Genomic DNA, 15,293 nt, shown 5'->3' on the forward strand with positions numbered 1-15,293 from the left:
CGCACTCCACCGCGGCAGTCGGCCCCGCGCATTGTTAGGATACGACTGTATCCATTCGGGAGATGAGGTCACCATGCGCATGCCTGACCGGCCGTCCGCCTTCACCAGCGACTCCGCCCGTGACAAGTACCACGCCGTCTATGACCGAGTGCTCGGCGAGCTGTGGCCGGTGCCGGTGGACGCCCTCGACGTCGAGACCCGCACAGGCAGCGTGCGGATCCACCGGGCCGGGCCCGCCGAGGGGGATCCCGTGGTGCTCCTGGCCGGTGCCGGCGGGAACGCGCTGGCCTGGTACCGCTACATCGAGCCGCTGGCGCGCACGCGCCCGGTTTTCGCCGTCGACCCGCTCGGCGAGCCCGGCCGCTCGGTTCAGAGGCGGCCGCTCGCGACCGGTGCCGAGGTCGGCGGCTGGGTCACCGACGTCCTGGCCGCGGTCGGAGCCGAGCGCGCGCACGTGGCGGGTTTCTCCGCCGGCGGCTGGGCCGCGGTGGAACAGCAACTCGGCGGGGGCGGCCGGGTCGCGGCGCTGACGCTGGTGGACCCGGGCGGCTTCGCGCCGTTGCCCAGGCGGTTCATCCGCTGGGCCCTCGCCGGCGCCATCGCCTCCATGCTTCCTCGTACGTTGCGACACCGCATGGCCGACGTAGTGGACAACGGGGTGCTGCGCGAGGATGGGCTGGTGGAGCTGATGCGGGCCGGCTGGTCCTTCCGCCGACGTGTGCCCATCCCGCCCGCCTACACCGACGAGCAGATACGCGAGGTGTCCGTGCCCGTGCAGGTGCTGCTGGGCGCCCGCAGCGCACTGCTCGACGCGCGGGCGCTGGCCGCGCGGCTGGCCGACATCGCACCGTCCTGGCGGGTGGAGATCGTGCCCGGCACCGGACATTCGCTGCCCGTCGAAGCTCCGGACTTGGTCGCCGAGCGGATCCTCACCTTTCCCAGCCAGGCGCGGCCCAGGAGCACACCTCCGAAGCACGGCACGAACAACAGGTAGGAAACGGGCATGCCCCGACAGGTGGATCATGATGAGCGGCGGCGCCAGTTGACCGAGGCGCTGCTGCGCATCGCCAGCACCCGCGGCCTGCAGGCGGTGTCGATGCGTGAGATCGCCGCCGAGGCCGGGGTCTCACTGCGCGTCGTCCAGTACTACTTCACGAACAAGCAGGCCCTGCTTGAGTCCGGCCTCACCGAGCTGGGTGCCCGCATGGACCGCCGGGTCAAGCAGCGGGCCGCCGCCATGGGCGAGCTGACACCACGAGGCGTTTTCGCCGCCGTCCTCGGCACGATCCTGCCCTTCGATGAGCAGAGCACACTGGACTCTATGGCCTGGACCGCCTACTACACCGCCGCCCTCACCGACCCGGCGCTCGCCGCGGTCGGGCTCACCCTGCCCAACGCACTGGAAAACTTCCTCACCGTACGGTTGACCGCCGCACAGCAGGCCGGGGACATCGCCCCCGATCGTGACCCGCGTACCGAAGTCGCCGGCCTTCTGGCTCTCGCCAACGGCCTGACCTCCAGCGTCCTCAGTCAACAGCGTAGCCACGAGGCCGCCACCAAAATCATCGACTACCACCTGGACCGCCTGTTCGGACCGGCGATCTCTTGATCCACGGCACCTCTGATCAGGGAAAATTCTGCTCGTTTGGGGCTGGCGGCACGTTTGTCAGGTCATCGTTGATGTGGCCGATTCCAAGGAGATCTGGCCAAGTAGGTGGCCAGTCCGCGGAGATGTGGCCACGATGACTAAGTGAGTGCGGATTCGCTGGATGTGGCCAGCAGGTTCGATGTGGCCTATGTGGATGCGGACGGCGTCGAACGGTCGGTGAAGCTGGAGGAGCTGAGCCGGGTGAAGCTGGAGGCGGCTCGTCCGGTCCGGTCGTTTCCGTCATACGCGGGGCAGCGGAACTATCCGGGCTGGTACTGGTCGGCAACGATGGGCCGCCTGGTTGGGTTCGAGTCGTGGGTTGAGCGGGACCACCTGATCGCGATCGACTTCGATCCTGTGGTGACAGCGGTTGCGTCACAGCCGTTTTGGCTGCGATGGAGCGTCGATGGCCGACTACGCAGACATGCTCCTGATTTCTTCGTCCGGGTGGCCGGGGGCGGGGTGCTGGTGCTGGACTCACGGCCGCTGGACCGGATCGGTGAGAGTGACCGGGAGGCGTTCCAGGCCACGCAGCAGGCGTGTGACCTGCTGGGATGGCGGTATGCGGTGTGGGGCACGATGAATGGGGTGGTGGTGGCCAACCAGCGGTGGTTGGCGGGTTACCGGCATCCGCGGTGCATGGATGAGGCGGTCGCGGCCCAGTTGCGTGAGGTGTTCGCCCAACCGCTTGCCCTGATGGACGGGGCCGAGCTGGTCGGGGATCCGATCGCGACGCTGCCGGTGCTGTTTCACCTGATGTGGCGGCACGAGCTGGAGGCGGATCTGTCTTTGGTGCTCAGCGACCGCAGCATCGTGAAGACGGCCATGGGGGCAGGGGGCCGTCGTGGTTGACCGGCCGGTGCTGCGCATCGGCGACCGGGTGCGGTTCGAGGGCGCCGAGCACCAGGTGGTGGCATTGTCCGGCAACGCGGTGCGGTTGTTGTCGACGGCGAACGAGGCCAGTGTGGTGCTGGCGCCGTATCTGCAGGCTGCGCCGGACTTCGCCGTCTTGGGCGGGGGAGATCAGGGCGACGGGCGCGTGGCGCGGGTGCCGCCGCTGGGGTTGTTGGCCACCTTGCCAGAACAGGTGCTGACGGCTGCCCGGGAATGGGAGCGGCATCTGGTGGAGGTGGAGACCGGGCTCCCGCTGGGCGCACCCGAGGGAACACAGCCTCGTCCGGAGTACGACCCGGTGCTGCATTCTCTGGTCGAGCGGGAGCGCGCCAAGGCAGAGGAGTTGTGCAGGGCGGGGACGAAGGCGAGTGTCCGGACGGTCCGGCGGATGCGTGCTCGCTACCGTGATCAGGGGTTATGGGGGCTGGTCGACACCCGATACGCACGGCGGGCCAAGCCGACCGGGAACGTGGATGCCCGTGTGGTCGAGGCCGCGGCCCGGGTGATCGACGCGCAGACCAGCACGTCGACGGGCACCAAGGGCAGGGTGATCAGCCAGATCAAGCAGGGTCTGGAAGAGGAGTATGGGCCCGGGACAGTGCCATTGCCGGGGAAGACGACCTTTTACAAGCTGGTGGATGTGCTGGCGGCAGGGAAGCACACTTTCGGGTCGGCGACCACCCGCCGCCAGATGGCCAACCGCCCTGAGGGCGCGTTTACCGCGACCACCGCGTCCCGGCCCGGCGAGCAGGTCCAGATGGATGGCACTTTGCTGGATGTGATGGCGGTGATGGACGATGGGGTGATCGGCCGTCCCGAACTGGTCGCCGCGGTTGATGTCGCCACCCGGACCATCTGCGCTGCGGTGTTACGCCCGGTCGGTGCGAAGGCGGTGGACGCGGCGTTGCTCCTGGCGCGGATGATGACGCCGGAGCCGATGCGGCCCGGCTGGGATGAAGCGCTGGCGATGAAGGCCTCCAGGATCCCGCATCAGCGGCTGGTGAGCATCGACACGCGGCTGGAGTTGGCGGCGGCCAAGCCGGTCATAGCGGCTGACACCGTGGTGATTGACCACGGCAGGGTGTTCGTGTCGGAGGTGTTTCTACGTGCCTGCGACACCCTCGGCATCTCGGTGCAGCCCGCCCATCAGCAGACCGGCACCGACAAGGCGATCATGGAGCGGACGTTCGAGTCGATCAACACCCTGTTCTGCCAGCACGTGGCCGGCTACACCGGCCGGGATGTCACCCACCGCGGCGCCGATGTCGATGAGCGAGCGGTGTGGTCACTACCTGACCTGCAGGAACAGCTGGACGAGTGGGTTGTTGCCGGGTGGCAGTCGCGACCGCATGAAGGCTTGCGCCACCCATTCACCCCTGACCAGCCCGCCTCCCCCAACGACGCATACGCTGCCCTGGTCACGGCTGCGGGCTACATCCCGATCGCGTTGTCGGGTGAGGACTACATCGAGTTGCTGCCGGCGGAGTGGCGGGCGATTGGGGATGGCGGAGTGCAGATCAACTACCGCACCTATACCTGCCCCGAGCTGCGCGCCTACAGCCACTACCCGTCGCCGATCACGGCCAAGGGCGGTCGGTGGGAGGTTCATTACGACCCTTACGACGTCACCCGGGTCTGGATTCGCAACCACTACCGGGGCGGGTGGATCATGGCGCCGTGGCGTCACGCGTCCCTGGTGGCGCAGCCCTTCGCCGACTTCACCTGGAGGCACGCCCGCAAGATCGCCGCGCAGCGCGGGGTAGACGCCACCAACGAGACCGCCGTCGCGGTGGTGCTGGCCGCGTTGCTGCGGCGGGCTGGGCAGGGCCCCGATCCGACTGAGCGGGCCTTGGCTCGCACCCGGGCCGCCGCGGCGGTCCGCAATCACCTGCCGCCTGACCTGCTGCCCACGCTCACGGCCAGCACCATCGCGGCCGATGAGATCACTGAGCAGGCCGATGCGGAATCCGTAACAACCGCAGAGTCATCGGTCGCTGGACACCCTGCCAACCAGAAGGCCCGGCGAGCGCGGGCAGCCCAGATGACCGATCGAGACGCCGACGAAAGCGACGAGGACGAGCCGTTACAGGGCACGGTCGTCGGATTCGGACTCTTCGATCCCTTCGCTGACGACCAGGAGGGCCTGGCCCGGTGAGCAGCGACTACCAGCCACCGGAGAGATCGCCGGTGACGCAGCCGGAGATGGAGATCTTCGACGACCTGGGCCAGCACTCGCTGGCGACCAGGGAGGGCTTCACCGCATTCACCTCCCAGGGCATCATCGAGCCGCCCGAGCTGCTGTCGGCCGCTGACCTGATCGCGTTGACCGACCCTGAGCTGGATATCTACAACGACGTCCGGCAGCGGTTCCACAGTCAACTGCTGCTGGTCGCCACCCCCGACATCATGCGAGTCACAGCGGTCGGACAGAAACTGATCCGCAACAACCGCGGCAAGCAGCTCGGCCGCAAGGGGCTGGCGGTGGTGGGCGCCGCCGGCACCGGCAAGTCGACCTGCATCACCCAGCTCGGCAAGAAGCACCAGATCGACCAGCAGCGTCGTGCTCCCGGCTTGCAGGGCCGGATTCCAGTGGCCTACATCGTCGCCCCGCACGAGGCCACTCCGGTCAAACTGTCGCTGGAGCTGGCGGCCTTCCTCGGCTTGCCGGTGAACCGGTGGGACGGCGAGCCCTACATCACCCGCGCCGTGGTGTCGGTGCTGCGCAAGGTCGGCTGCGGCCTGGTCCTGGTTGATGAGATCCAGCGAGTGGAGCTGGGCACCGCCGACGGCGCCAAGGCCGCCGACTACCTGAAATACCTGTTCGACAGCATCCCGGCCACCTTCGTGTTCGCGGGCACCCCCGACCTGACCCTGTTCGACGGGCCCCGCGGACAGCAGTTCGCCAGCCGATTCAAGACCATCACCACCACCGCGTTCGGCTACGGCCTCAAGGCCCACCGCGAACTCTGGGACAAACTGGTGGTGAGCATGGAAGAACCCCTCCGGTTGCACAAGCATCGCCCCGGGATGCTTTTAGAACACGCCCACTACCTGCACAGCCGCACCGGTGGCATGATCGGCAGCCTGGACCAGCTCATCCATGACGCCGCCAACGACGCCATCGCCGACGGCACCGAGAAGATCACCAAGAAGCATCTGGACGAGGTGCTGTTGGACACCACCGCTGAACAACAGTATTCCCCTGTCCCGCACCCGCGCCCCGCCACCGCTGGCATGGCCGCCCGGCGAAGGGGCCGGCCATGAAACTCTGGCAGGCGCCGGCCCGGACGCTCCCGATTACCATCCGTCCGATCGGTGGCGAGACCATCCCCTCCTACGCCCGCCGCCTGGCCGAGGCCAACGACCTGTATTCCACAGCCATCTTGCGCGCGATCGGTGAACACCGTTACGGCACTGGCCGCCACCTGTTCCGTCATGATGCCTGTCTCAACGACCAGGCCGCCGACCGGCTGGCCGTCTTCGCCGGGATGCCCCGCGACCGCCTTCGCCGTGCCCTTCCCGCTCTCAGTCAGGGTCTGCCCGCTTACCAAAAGCCTCTGCCGATGGACCGTCCGGCCGTCTACACCTATACCCCGATCCCCAACCCTCGGCTCGCCTGCCACCACTGCCAGATCCGCAACGCCGTCAACCCAAACCCGCCCACCGTGCTGGTTCGCACCACCGATCCACGATCACCGCTGATTTGCTACCGTCACCGTCGCTGGCTGGGCAACTTGGCCGACACCACCCAGTACGACCTGCGCCATGCCGACGAAATCATCACGGCAGAACGACGCTACCAGCGGCTCCTCGCCGGTCGTCGTGACACAGGGTGGGTCAGCGACCTCCTGATCACTGCATGGAACATCACCCAAGCCTGGGCCACGCACCCGCCCATCCGACTCCCCACTGTTGTCAAGTGGTGGCGAGCCCGAGCCGTCGCCTTAGGCATTCCCGACGCGCCCCGACAGCCCATCGTGACTTTTCCTGAAGCCGTCACGCTCACCGAGATTCTCACCAACTTGGACTGGAGACAGCACGTCGCTATGGCCGAGGACTACGACCTCGGACGCTTCTACCAGCACATCGCTCGCAGCCTGGGAGAAACCCACCCACAAAGTGCACAGGCCACACGCCGGATCATTTGGGGACAACGTGATGCGCTCACCTACTGGGTCGCCGCCCATCGTCACCGGTTCCGTGACCTCCGCCTGCGGCATCAAGCCGAGCAACGTCGACAGTGGGTTCCCAAGCCTTTTCCAGAAAAGGGCCACTTCAGATGAACAGCTCGCCCTCCAATCCGTTCAGCGAGAACTGGCCAACAGCAGGTCAGAGGCGTTAACGATGGCCAGATCCATCTGGAACTGACACCTATCCGTCGGCGAGGGCGGGATAGAGCGTGCGTACCCGGGAGGCGTCAAAGCCCACAATCCATCATGATTCGGGCGGGAGCCCAAGGAAGGGTCAGAGCCAGCCCCGCGCCGCCGCCTCCACGCCCGCCTGGAACCTGGTGGTCACGCCGAGCCGTTCCACGACCGCGGCGATCTTCCTGGTCGCGGTGCGGGCGCTGACGCCCAGGTGCCTGCCGATGGCTTCGTCCTTGAGCCCCGAGTTCAGCAGCCGCAGCACCAGCAGGTCCTCCTCGGCGGGCCTGTCATCCGCCGGTGGGGAGTCGCCGGTGAGCGGCTGGCCACGCTCCCAGTAGACGTCGAACAGCTCGATGAGCGCGTCCAGCAGCCGCGAGGGGTGCAGCAGCGCGATGTTGTCGTAGACGCCGTCCACCAAGGGCAGTAGCCCGACCCTCCGGTCGGCGATGCGCAGCTTGAACGGCAGGCGCGACAGGAACCTGGAGCGCTCGCCCTCCTCGGCCAGGCGCAACAGGGTCTCCATGCGGCCCGGCCTGGCGAGCGAGCCGGGGCAGTACACCACCCTGATGTCCACGCCGCGGGCCAGCAGTTCCCTGGTTTCCTCCAGCTCCGACTCGTTGGTGTCGTGGGAGGAGTCGGGGCGGCCCAGGTACGGCGGGCTGTCGAAGCAGAGCAGCTCGGTGGTGACCGAGCGGGCCAGCTCGGTCATCTGCCGCTTGACGGCATCCTCGCCGGAGAGGATCTCCACCACGCCCGCGGGCTCGGCCCACATCCGACCCGAGTGGTAGAGCTGGGTGAAGTTGCCCACCATGGTGCGCACCCTGGCCAGGCTCGCCTCCGCCTCCAGGCGGCGCCTGTCCACCAGCCAGCCGAGCGCCGCCTCGGGCGAGACCGGCTCGTAGCCGCCAGGGCCGGTCCTGCGCAGCAGGCCCACCTCGGCCAGCCGGCGCAGCGCGAGCCGCACTCGCGAGGAGGTGACCCCGAGGGCCGCGGCGAGCTCGGCGGTGCGCCGGCCCGGCTGCCTCAGCAGCAACCGATACACCCGCTCGTCGAACTCCGCGATCCCAACCCCGCCGAGAACCCGCCGCTCCTCCACGTACCACCTGACCGGATCGTGTCCCTTTTGGCCATATGGCCGAAAATGTCATAACCATATCTCGACAAGGGATCCTCGCAGGCCGTTGACTGCTCACCGGCCCCTCCGGCGATCTTGGCCGGGCGGGTGGCAGACTCATCCCCTCAAGAGGAGCAATGTCCCGCAACCCCCGCGTCTACAGCGCCATGGCGCTCGCCGCCGCGCTGGCGGTCACCTCCGCCGCGGCACCGGCGCTCGCCGAACCCGCTGCGACAGGCACCCCCTCCACTTACATCGTCACCCTCGCAGGGCAGCCGCTCGCCACTTACGGCGGCGGCGTGGACGGCATCGCCGCCACCAAGCCGGGCAAGGGCAAGGGCAGGAAGGTCGACACGGCCAGCGCCGACGCCAAGCGCTACCGCGAGCACCTGACCAAGCGCCAGGACGAGGTCGCCCGCAGCGTCGGCGTGACCGCGCAGCGGCATAACTCCGTCGCCTCCAACAGCTTCGTCGCCGAGCTCACCCCCGCTCAGGCGCTCAGGCTGCACCGGACGGGCGGCGTCGTGTCCGTCGTCCAGGACACCCTGCGCAAGGCTCTGGACGACCGCAACTCCAGCGACTTCCTCGGCCTGTCAGGTGACAAGGGCGTGTGGGCCTCGCTCGGTGGCGCCGCCAAGGCGGGCAAGGGCATCGTGGTCGGCGTCATCGACACCGGCGTTTGGCCGGAGAACCCCTCCTTCGCCGGCCCCTCGCTCGGCGCCGAGGCGCCCGCCGCCGCCGACCCCTACCGGCCCTACCGCCAGGGCACGGCCACGGTCATGAAGAAGGCCGACGGCTCCACCTTCACCGGCCTGTGCGAGACCGGCACGGAGTTCACCGCCGATCTGTGCAATCAGAAGCTGGTGGGTGCCAGGTACTTCGGCAAGGCCTGGCTGAACCACAACGACCCCGCCGCCACCGGCGAGTACGCCTCGCCGCGCGACCGGGGCGGGCACGGCTCCCACACCGCGAGCACCGCCGCGGGCAACCACGCCGTCCCCGCCACCGCCAACGGCATCGACTTCGGCCAGATCTCCGGCGTCGCCCCCGGAGCGGCCGTCTCCGTCTACAAGGCGCTGTGGGAAGGCCCGAACGGAGGCACCGGCTACACCTCCGACATCATCGAGGCCATCGACCAGGCCGTCGCCGACGGCGTCGACGTGATCAACTACTCGGTCGGCGGTGCGAACGAGTCCTCCACCGACGACCCGGTCCAGCTGGCCTTCCTGGCCGCCGCGGACGCCGGCATCTTCGTCGCCACCGCGGGCGGCAACTCCGGCCCCGACGCCTCCACCTTGGACAACACCGCCCCGTGGACGACCACCGTCGCCGCGAGCACCGTCGCGCCCTACCTGGCCGACGTGCGGCTGGGCGACGGCAGCACCTTCCGCGGCGCCAGCACCACCGTCAGCGCGCCGTTCGGGCCCAAGCCGCTGGCCACCTCGGTGTCGGTGAAGAACGCCGCCGCCTCCGACTCCGACGCCCAGGTCTGCGCGGAGGGGTCGCTGGACCCGGCCAAGGCCGCCGGGAAGATCATCTACTGCGTGCGCGGCGTCACCCCGCGCGTGGACAAGTCCGCCGAGGTCAAGCGCGCCGGCGGCGTGGGCATGGTGCTGGGCAATCCCAGCGACCAGGACACCGGCGCCGACGTGCACGCCGTACCGACCGTGCACATCAACACCCCCGACACCGAGAAGGTCCTCGCCTACGCCGCCACCCCCGGCGCGACGGTGACGCTGCTCCCCTCCTCCTCCACCGAGGGTGCCGTATACCCGCAGGTCGCCAGCTTCTCCTCGCGCGGCCCCTCCCTCAGCAACAACGGCGACCTGATCAAGCCCGACATCGCCGCCCCCGGCGTGTCGATCCTCGCCGCCGTCGCGCCCCCCGGGAACCAGGGCAAGGACTTCGACTTCTACTCCGGCACCTCGATGGCCACCCCGCACATCGCCGGTCTGGCCGCTCTGTACCTGGGCACGAACCCGCTCCTGTCGCCCGCCGCCGTCAAGTCGGCGATGATGACCACCGCCTACGACACCAAAACGCCCGACCTCTTCGCGCAGGGCTCAGGTCACGTCGACCCCGCCCGCATGCTGAAGCCCGGCCTGGTCTATGACGCCGCGGCCCAGGACTGGTACGGGTACCTGGAGGGGCTGGGCGTCAAGACCGGCACCGGCGCCGCGCCCGTCGCCACCAGCGACCTGAACTACCCCAGCATCGCGGTCGGCGCTCTGTTCGGCTCAAGGACCCTCACTCGCAAGGTCACGGCGCTGACCCCCGGCGTCTACCGCGCGGCCGTCGACCTGCCGGACATCAAGACCAAGGTCAAGCCCTCCAGCCTGGTCTTCAAGAAGGCGGGTGAGACCAAGGAGTTCACCGTCTCCATGGAGATGACGCGCCACACCGGCGCCGGCGCCATCGTCGGCTCGCTGACCTGGCAGGGTGAGAACACCGCCGTCCGCAGCCCCATCATGGTCACCCCGCTGAGCGCCAAGGCGCCCGCCGAGGTCAAGGGCGCGGGTCCGCAGGGCTCGCTCACCTACGACGTGACCCCCGGCGTGTCGAAGTTCCCCGTCAAGGCCTACGGCCCCGTCTCCGCCGACCCGGTGCCCGGCACCGTGAGTCCCGGCGACATCTGGGGCAAGGAAGTCTCCGTCGTCGTGCCCGAAGGCGCCAAGGCCGTCTCCTTCAAGCTCATCCCCGGCGACCCCGAGACGGAGGTCGGCGCCATCCTGGGCTACACCGAGGGCGGCGCGATGCAGGGCCTGGCCTGGGTCACCTCGTGGGAGGACTACCGCGCGGTCCTGGCCAATCCCAGGCCCGGCAAGTACACCCTGTCCGTGCTCACCTTCGGGAGCGCCGAGACGCCGTTCAGTACGCAGGTCAACGTCGTGGACGCCGGCTCCGGGTCCGGCGCGCTGACGGTGACGCCCGACAAACCGAAGGTCACGCCGGGAACGACGTTCCCGCTGACGGCCACCTGGTCCGGCCAGCCGGACCGGACGGCGACCGGCTACATCGAGTACCCCAGCGGGGTCGGCACGATCGTGACGATCAACTGACCTGAACCGATCCGACGCGGGCCGTTCCCTCCCGGGAGCGGCCCGCGTCGCGCGTGTCCCCCAGGACGATCCACGCCGCGCTCGACGCCGGCGTCACCCTCGTCGACACCGCCGACGCCTACCCCCCACCAGCGCCGAGGTCGGGCACAACGAGCGCCTGGTGGCGCTGCCTACGACGATTCCTCATCCTGTACGGCCGACGCCGGCAAGCGCCACCCGAGCCCCGAGGTGGAGCCCGCCGCTGGTGTCCAGCACCTGCCCGGTCACCCAGCGAGCATCGTCGGAGGCAATGAAGGCCACCACGTCGGCCACGTCCTCGGCCCGGCCGACTCGCCCCAGCGCCGCCTGCCCGGCGAGGAACGCCGCCGTCTCAGGGGGGAACAGCGACGCGTTCACCTCGGTCATGGTCGCGCCCGGTGCGACGACGTTCACGGTGATGCCGCGGTCGCCCAGTGCCAGGGCGAGGGTGCGACTCATGGTCTCTACCGCGCCCTTGGTCATGGCGAAGGAGGTCTGCGCGGGGTTGGCGATCCGGGTGACGGCCGAGGAGAGGCTGACGATGCGTCCGCCATCGGCCAGCAGCGGGAGCGCGCGCTGGATGATGAAGTAGGGGGCGTGTATCGAATGTAGCCGGGGGCTGCTCGTGCCGCACAACCACACCTCGACTGCCGATGCACCACTGCTCCCCCAGCGAGCTCACCGGTCAGGCACCCCCACCCCCGTCTATTGACCATGCGGTCAATTGGGATAGTATTGACCGCATGGTCAATAGCGTTGAAAGAGATGAGCTCGGGTCGACATCGCTCGCGTCTGTATCGCTCGCGAGAGTGAAGCGACTGGTAGCCGCCTACGTGGTCGTGGCCTTGGGCACGCTGGTGGCCCTGGCCGTCCTGGCGGTGGCGGCACCACATCTGGCGACCTCAGAGGCATGGGGTCACGCCGTGATCGTCGCCGTGTTCGCGATCGTGTTACCCGTGCGGACGCGCGCCGCACTCAAAGGGAGCCCCTCCGGCCTTCGTGCGCTCACCATCATCGGATGTGTCTTGCTGGTGGTGAATCTCGTCGAGGCCGCGCTGCCTGGCGTCTTCCCTGCGTGGATGCGCGTCGAGATGCTCGTCATCGCCGCAATGATGCTGACCCTTGCGATCCTGTCAATCCGGGTTCGCCGGAACCGTCAGCCAGTCGCCGATGACCAGGCCAATGATCCACGGTGACGGCATGACCACTTCGTCCTCACAAATCACAAGGTCGGGTGCGCGTCGGCGTCGACTCGACGAGAATCAACGCCGGGCACAGATCATGACCGCAGCCGTGGAGGAACTCGCCGACTGCGGTTACGACGGCCTGTCGTTGACTCGCATCGCCGAGCGGGCCGGCGTTTCCAAGGGCCTGCTCTGGCACTACTTCGCCGACAAGGACGACCTGATGGAGTCCACCGCCAAAGCGACGATGACTACCATCCGCGACCGCATCGCGAACTCGCTCGACCTGACCGAGCCCGTCCCGGACATCATTCGCGCAGCTCTACGCCGAGCTGCGGCCTTGACCGTCACCCACCGGGGAGAACTCACCGCACTCAACCACATCGCGCACAACCTGCGTCACCCCGATGGCACGCCGCGCCTGACGCCTGACGCCTACGAAGAGACCTACCAAGCACAGGAATCGCTGTTCCGACGCGGCCAAGCCGAGGGAACCCTGCGCGACTTCGACACCCGCGTGATGGCCATCACCTACCAAGGCGCGATCGACATGATGATCGGATACCTCGGAACCAACCGCCCCCACATCGACCCTGACGACTACGCCGACAAACTCGCGGACATCCTGCTCACTGGCATCCAGCGAAGCTGATCCTGGTGGCACAACCCCAGACTCACCGAGCCATCTCACGCCACCTAATAGATCGCGCACGCTAAAGCCGGGTCCGCAGGGGGAAGGGCCGGGGCAAACCGGGTCTGGTCTGCTGCACTTGCTCGCCGTTGACCTGCCGGTCGGCCCCGGCCCCGCCACCAGGTGATCGCGCTGCACCCGGCCACCATGCCGCCCGTGTGGGGTGGCGGGCGCGGGCCGAGCCCGCCACCCTCACCCGCCTGCCGCGACCACGAGATCGTCACCTGCGACTATCACACGTGCTGGTCACAGCCACTCGTTGATGGCCGCTACGAGGACGGTCGCTTCGTAGCGGACCGCGAGTTTGTCGTACCGCGTCGCCACCGCCCGGTGCCTTTTGAGCCGGTTGATTCCACACTCGACGGCGTGCCGCTCCCGGTAGTCGACTGGGTCGAATTTCGGCGGACGGCCGCCACGAGAGCCGAGTTTCTTTCGGTTGCGGGCCTGGTCGGCCTTGTCCGGGATGGTGGAGCGGATGCCACGTCTGCGCAGGTAGGCGCGGTTCTTGCGGGAGGCGTACGCCTTGTCGGCCCGAACCCGCCTCGGCCTGGTGCGTGGTCGGCCCGGCCCCAACCGGGGCACCCTGACGCGGCCCAGAACGGCCTCGAACTGCGGGGAGTCCCCGCGCTGCCCAGCGGTGATCACGATGGACATGGGCTTCTGCCCCTGCTCGACGGCCAGGTGCAGCTTGGTGGTCAGGCCGCCGCGCGAGCGTCCGAGGCCGTGGTCGTCGGGCTCGGTGGCGCCGCCGCCGGGCGGCTCCTTTTGCAGTTCCCCCTTTTCCTCGCTCCGGCGGCGTGCTGGTGTGCCCGGCAGACAGTGGAGTCGACGTTGAGATCCCAGGTGATCAGGCCCTTCGCATCGGCCCGGGCCTGGAGCAGGGTGAAGACGTACTGCCAGGTGCCGTTGCGCTGCCAGCGGCGGAACAGGTCGTACGCCCGGCCCCACGGCCCATACTCCTCGGGCATGTCCCGCCACGGGATGCCAGTACGGACCCGGAAACGTATGCCGTCGATCAGCTGCCGCCGTGTCCATGTCCGTGGCCGGCCGGGCTTCTTGCCCTTCGGCAACAGTGGCTCCAGCACGGCCCATTGCTCGTCCGTCATATCTCCACGCCCCACGAACCAAGATCATCTCACGGCCAAGATCCACTTTCGATACACGCCCTAGCGGTGGGAGGCCAGGAGGGCGTGGTGATCGGCGCTGTCGGTGCCGTCCGGGTCGGCGTGTACGGTGGCGGCGCGCAGGCGGGGCAGGTCGTGAATCAGCCGGTGCTCGGCTTGCACCGCCACGGCGTGCGCCTGGACCAGCGACAGGTCGCACTCGACCACGATGTCCACCTCGGCGCGCAGCGCATGACCGATCCAGCGCAGCCGCAGCGATCCAACCCGTTGCACGCCGGGGGTGGCGGTGAGGATCTGCTCCGCCTGGTCGACCAGGGCGGGATCGACGGCGTCCATCAGCCGGTGGTAGATCTCACGGGCCGCATCCCGCAGCACGAAGCAGATCGCGACGGTGATCGTCAAACCGACGATCGGGTCGGCGATCGGCCATCCCAACTCCGCGCCGCCCGCGCCGATCAGTACGGCCAGCGAGGTGAAGCCGTCGGTGCGGGCGTGCAGGCCGTCGGCGACCAGCGCGGCCGAGCCGATCTCGCGGCCGACCCTGATCCGGTAGCGGGCCACCCACTCGTTGCCCAGGAAGCCGATCACCCCGGCGGCGGCGACCCAGCCGAGCGCTTGGACGTCTTGGGGGTTGATCAGGCGCTTGACGGCCTCGTACCCGGCGAACGCGGCCGAGCCCGCGATGATCAACACGATGATGATCCCCGCCAGGTCTTCGGCCCTGCCGTAGCCGTAGGTGAAGCGGCGAGTGGCCACCCGCCGCCCCAGAGCGAAGGCGATCGCCAGCGGCACCGCGGTCAGGGCGTCGGCGAAGTTGTGCAACGTGTCGCCCAGCAACGCCACCGAGCCGGAGAACGCCACGATCACCGCCTGGGCCACGGCGGTCACCGCCAGGGCGGCGAAAGAGATGGCCAATACGTGCATTCCGCGGCTGCTGGACTCCAGCGCCGCATCGCTCTTGTCGGCGCTGTCGTGGCTGTGCGGGGTGAAGGCATGACCGGCCCGCGCCATCAAGCGCCTGAGCCGGCCGCCCCCGACCGACTCACCATGGCCGTGCCCATGGCCGTGCCCATGTCCGTGCCCATGTCCGTGCCCGTGGCCGGATTGGGGTCCGTTGCCGGACTCGGGCCCATGCCCATGCCTGTGTCCGTGGGACTCCTGGGGGGATAAAGAACCGGCATCCTGCTGGTCAGA

At 68.6% G+C, this 15,293-nt stretch carries 13 protein-coding genes; 9 read left to right on the top strand and 4 right to left on the bottom strand.

All coding sequences use genetic code 11. The features are described 5' to 3' along the window. Window positions 1-73 precede the first annotated feature (73 nt). The 6 genes from FHR32_RS34840 (at window position 74) to FHR32_RS34865 (ending at window position 6,825) form a co-directional block, all read left to right on the top strand. Window positions 74-994, top strand: a complete 921-nt coding sequence (locus tag FHR32_RS34840; RefSeq protein ID WP_184758790.1) for an alpha/beta fold hydrolase — start codon at window positions 74-76, stop codon at window positions 992-994. 9 nt (window positions 995-1,003) lie between these two features. After that, the gene (locus FHR32_RS34845) at window positions 1,004-1,609 is read left to right on the top strand and encodes a TetR/AcrR family transcriptional regulator (RefSeq protein ID WP_184758791.1); all 606 of its coding nucleotides are present in this window, start codon (window positions 1,004-1,006) and stop codon (window positions 1,607-1,609) included. Window positions 1,610-1,750: 141 nt separating this feature from the next. Next, window positions 1,751-2,500, top strand: a complete 750-nt coding sequence (locus FHR32_RS34850; RefSeq protein ID WP_184758792.1) for a TnsA-like heteromeric transposase endonuclease subunit — start codon at window positions 1,751-1,753, stop codon at window positions 2,498-2,500. Further along, window positions 2,493-4,697, top strand: a complete 2,205-nt coding sequence (locus FHR32_RS34855; RefSeq protein WP_184758793.1) for a Mu transposase C-terminal domain-containing protein — start codon at window positions 2,493-2,495, stop codon at window positions 4,695-4,697. Before FHR32_RS34850 ends, FHR32_RS34855 begins: the two co-directional genes overlap by 8 nt. Beyond that, the gene (locus tag FHR32_RS34860) at window positions 4,694-5,806 is read left to right on the top strand and encodes a TniB family NTP-binding protein (RefSeq protein ID WP_221466662.1); all 1,113 of its coding nucleotides are present in this window, start codon (window positions 4,694-4,696) and stop codon (window positions 5,804-5,806) included. Before FHR32_RS34855 ends, FHR32_RS34860 begins: the two co-directional genes overlap by 4 nt. Further along, the gene (locus tag FHR32_RS34865; RefSeq protein ID WP_184758794.1) at window positions 5,803-6,825 is read left to right on the top strand and encodes a hypothetical protein; all 1,023 of its coding nucleotides are present in this window, start codon (window positions 5,803-5,805) and stop codon (window positions 6,823-6,825) included. Before FHR32_RS34860 ends, FHR32_RS34865 begins: the two co-directional genes overlap by 4 nt. 181 nt (window positions 6,826-7,006) lie before the next feature. Here the strand turns inward: FHR32_RS34865 and FHR32_RS34870 are convergent, their stop codons facing one another. Further along, a complete protein-coding gene (locus FHR32_RS34870; RefSeq protein ID WP_184758795.1) occupies window positions 7,007-8,005 on the bottom strand; it encodes a helix-turn-helix domain-containing protein in 999 nt (332 codons plus the stop codon). Between the two features lie 155 nt (window positions 8,006-8,160). Here FHR32_RS34870 and FHR32_RS34875 point away from each other — a divergent pair, with 155 nt between their 5' ends. Then, complete coding sequence (locus FHR32_RS34875) at window positions 8,161-11,082, top strand: S8 family serine peptidase (RefSeq protein WP_184758796.1); 2,922 nt, start codon at window positions 8,161-8,163, stop codon at window positions 11,080-11,082. A 183-nt stretch (window positions 11,083-11,265) separates the two neighbouring features. Here FHR32_RS34875 and FHR32_RS34880 read toward each other — a convergent pair whose 3' ends face one another. Next, on the bottom strand, window positions 11,266-11,736 hold the full coding sequence (locus FHR32_RS34880) for an SDR family oxidoreductase (RefSeq protein ID WP_221466663.1): 471 nt from the start codon (window positions 11,734-11,736) through the stop codon (window positions 11,266-11,268). Window positions 11,737-11,843: 107 nt separating this feature from the next. Here FHR32_RS34880 and FHR32_RS34885 point away from each other — a divergent pair, with 107 nt between their 5' ends. Continuing rightward, window positions 11,844-12,296, top strand: coding sequence for a hypothetical protein (locus FHR32_RS34885; protein ID WP_184758798.1), 453 nt, complete (start codon window positions 11,844-11,846; stop codon window positions 12,294-12,296). An 85-nt stretch (window positions 12,297-12,381) separates the two neighbouring features. Next, window positions 12,382-12,936, top strand: coding sequence for a TetR/AcrR family transcriptional regulator (locus FHR32_RS34890; RefSeq protein WP_184758799.1), 555 nt, complete (start codon window positions 12,382-12,384; stop codon window positions 12,934-12,936). A 285-nt stretch (window positions 12,937-13,221) separates the two neighbouring features. Here the strand turns inward: FHR32_RS34890 and FHR32_RS34895 are convergent. Continuing rightward, a protein-coding gene (locus FHR32_RS34895; RefSeq protein WP_376773431.1) for an IS5 family transposase occupies window positions 13,222-14,096 on the bottom strand; the annotation gives its coding sequence in 2 pieces (ribosomal slippage) (window positions 13,222-13,704 and window positions 13,707-14,096; 873 coding nt in all). Window positions 14,097-14,141: 45 nt separating this feature from the next. Further along, window positions 14,142-15,110 carry a cation diffusion facilitator family transporter gene (locus tag FHR32_RS34900; RefSeq protein WP_221466664.1) on the bottom strand — a complete coding sequence of 323 codons (969 nt, stop codon included), beginning with the start codon at window positions 15,108-15,110 and terminating at the stop codon, window positions 14,142-14,144. Window positions 15,111-15,293: the final 183 nt, after the last annotated feature.

Origin of the sequence: Streptosporangium album (genome assembly GCF_014203795.1) — a bacterium.
In the GTDB taxonomy this organism is placed as follows: domain Bacteria; phylum Actinomycetota; class Actinomycetes; order Streptosporangiales; family Streptosporangiaceae; genus Streptosporangium; species Streptosporangium album.

Bases quoted from the DNA above. Each gene is read 5' to 3' on its own strand.
- FHR32_RS34840 (WP_184758790.1), top strand. From the start codon at position 74: ATGCGCATGCCTGACCGGCCGTCCGCCTTCACCAGCGACTCCGCCCGT.
- FHR32_RS34845 (WP_184758791.1), top strand. From the start codon at position 1,004: ATGCCCCGACAGGTGGATCATGATGAGCGGCGGCGCCAGTTGACCGAG.
- FHR32_RS34865 (WP_184758794.1), top strand. From the start codon at position 5,803: ATGAAACTCTGGCAGGCGCCGGCCCGGACGCTCCCGATTACCATCCGT.
- FHR32_RS34875 (WP_184758796.1), top strand. From the start codon at position 8,161: ATGTCCCGCAACCCCCGCGTCTACAGCGCCATGGCGCTCGCCGCCGCG.
- FHR32_RS34885 (WP_184758798.1), top strand. From the start codon at position 11,844: ATGGTCAATAGCGTTGAAAGAGATGAGCTCGGGTCGACATCGCTCGCG.
- FHR32_RS34890 (WP_184758799.1), top strand. From the start codon at position 12,382: ATGACCGCAGCCGTGGAGGAACTCGCCGACTGCGGTTACGACGGCCTG.
- FHR32_RS34900 (WP_221466664.1), bottom strand. From the start codon at position 15,110: ATGGCGCGGGCCGGTCATGCCTTCACCCCGCACAGCCACGACAGCGCC.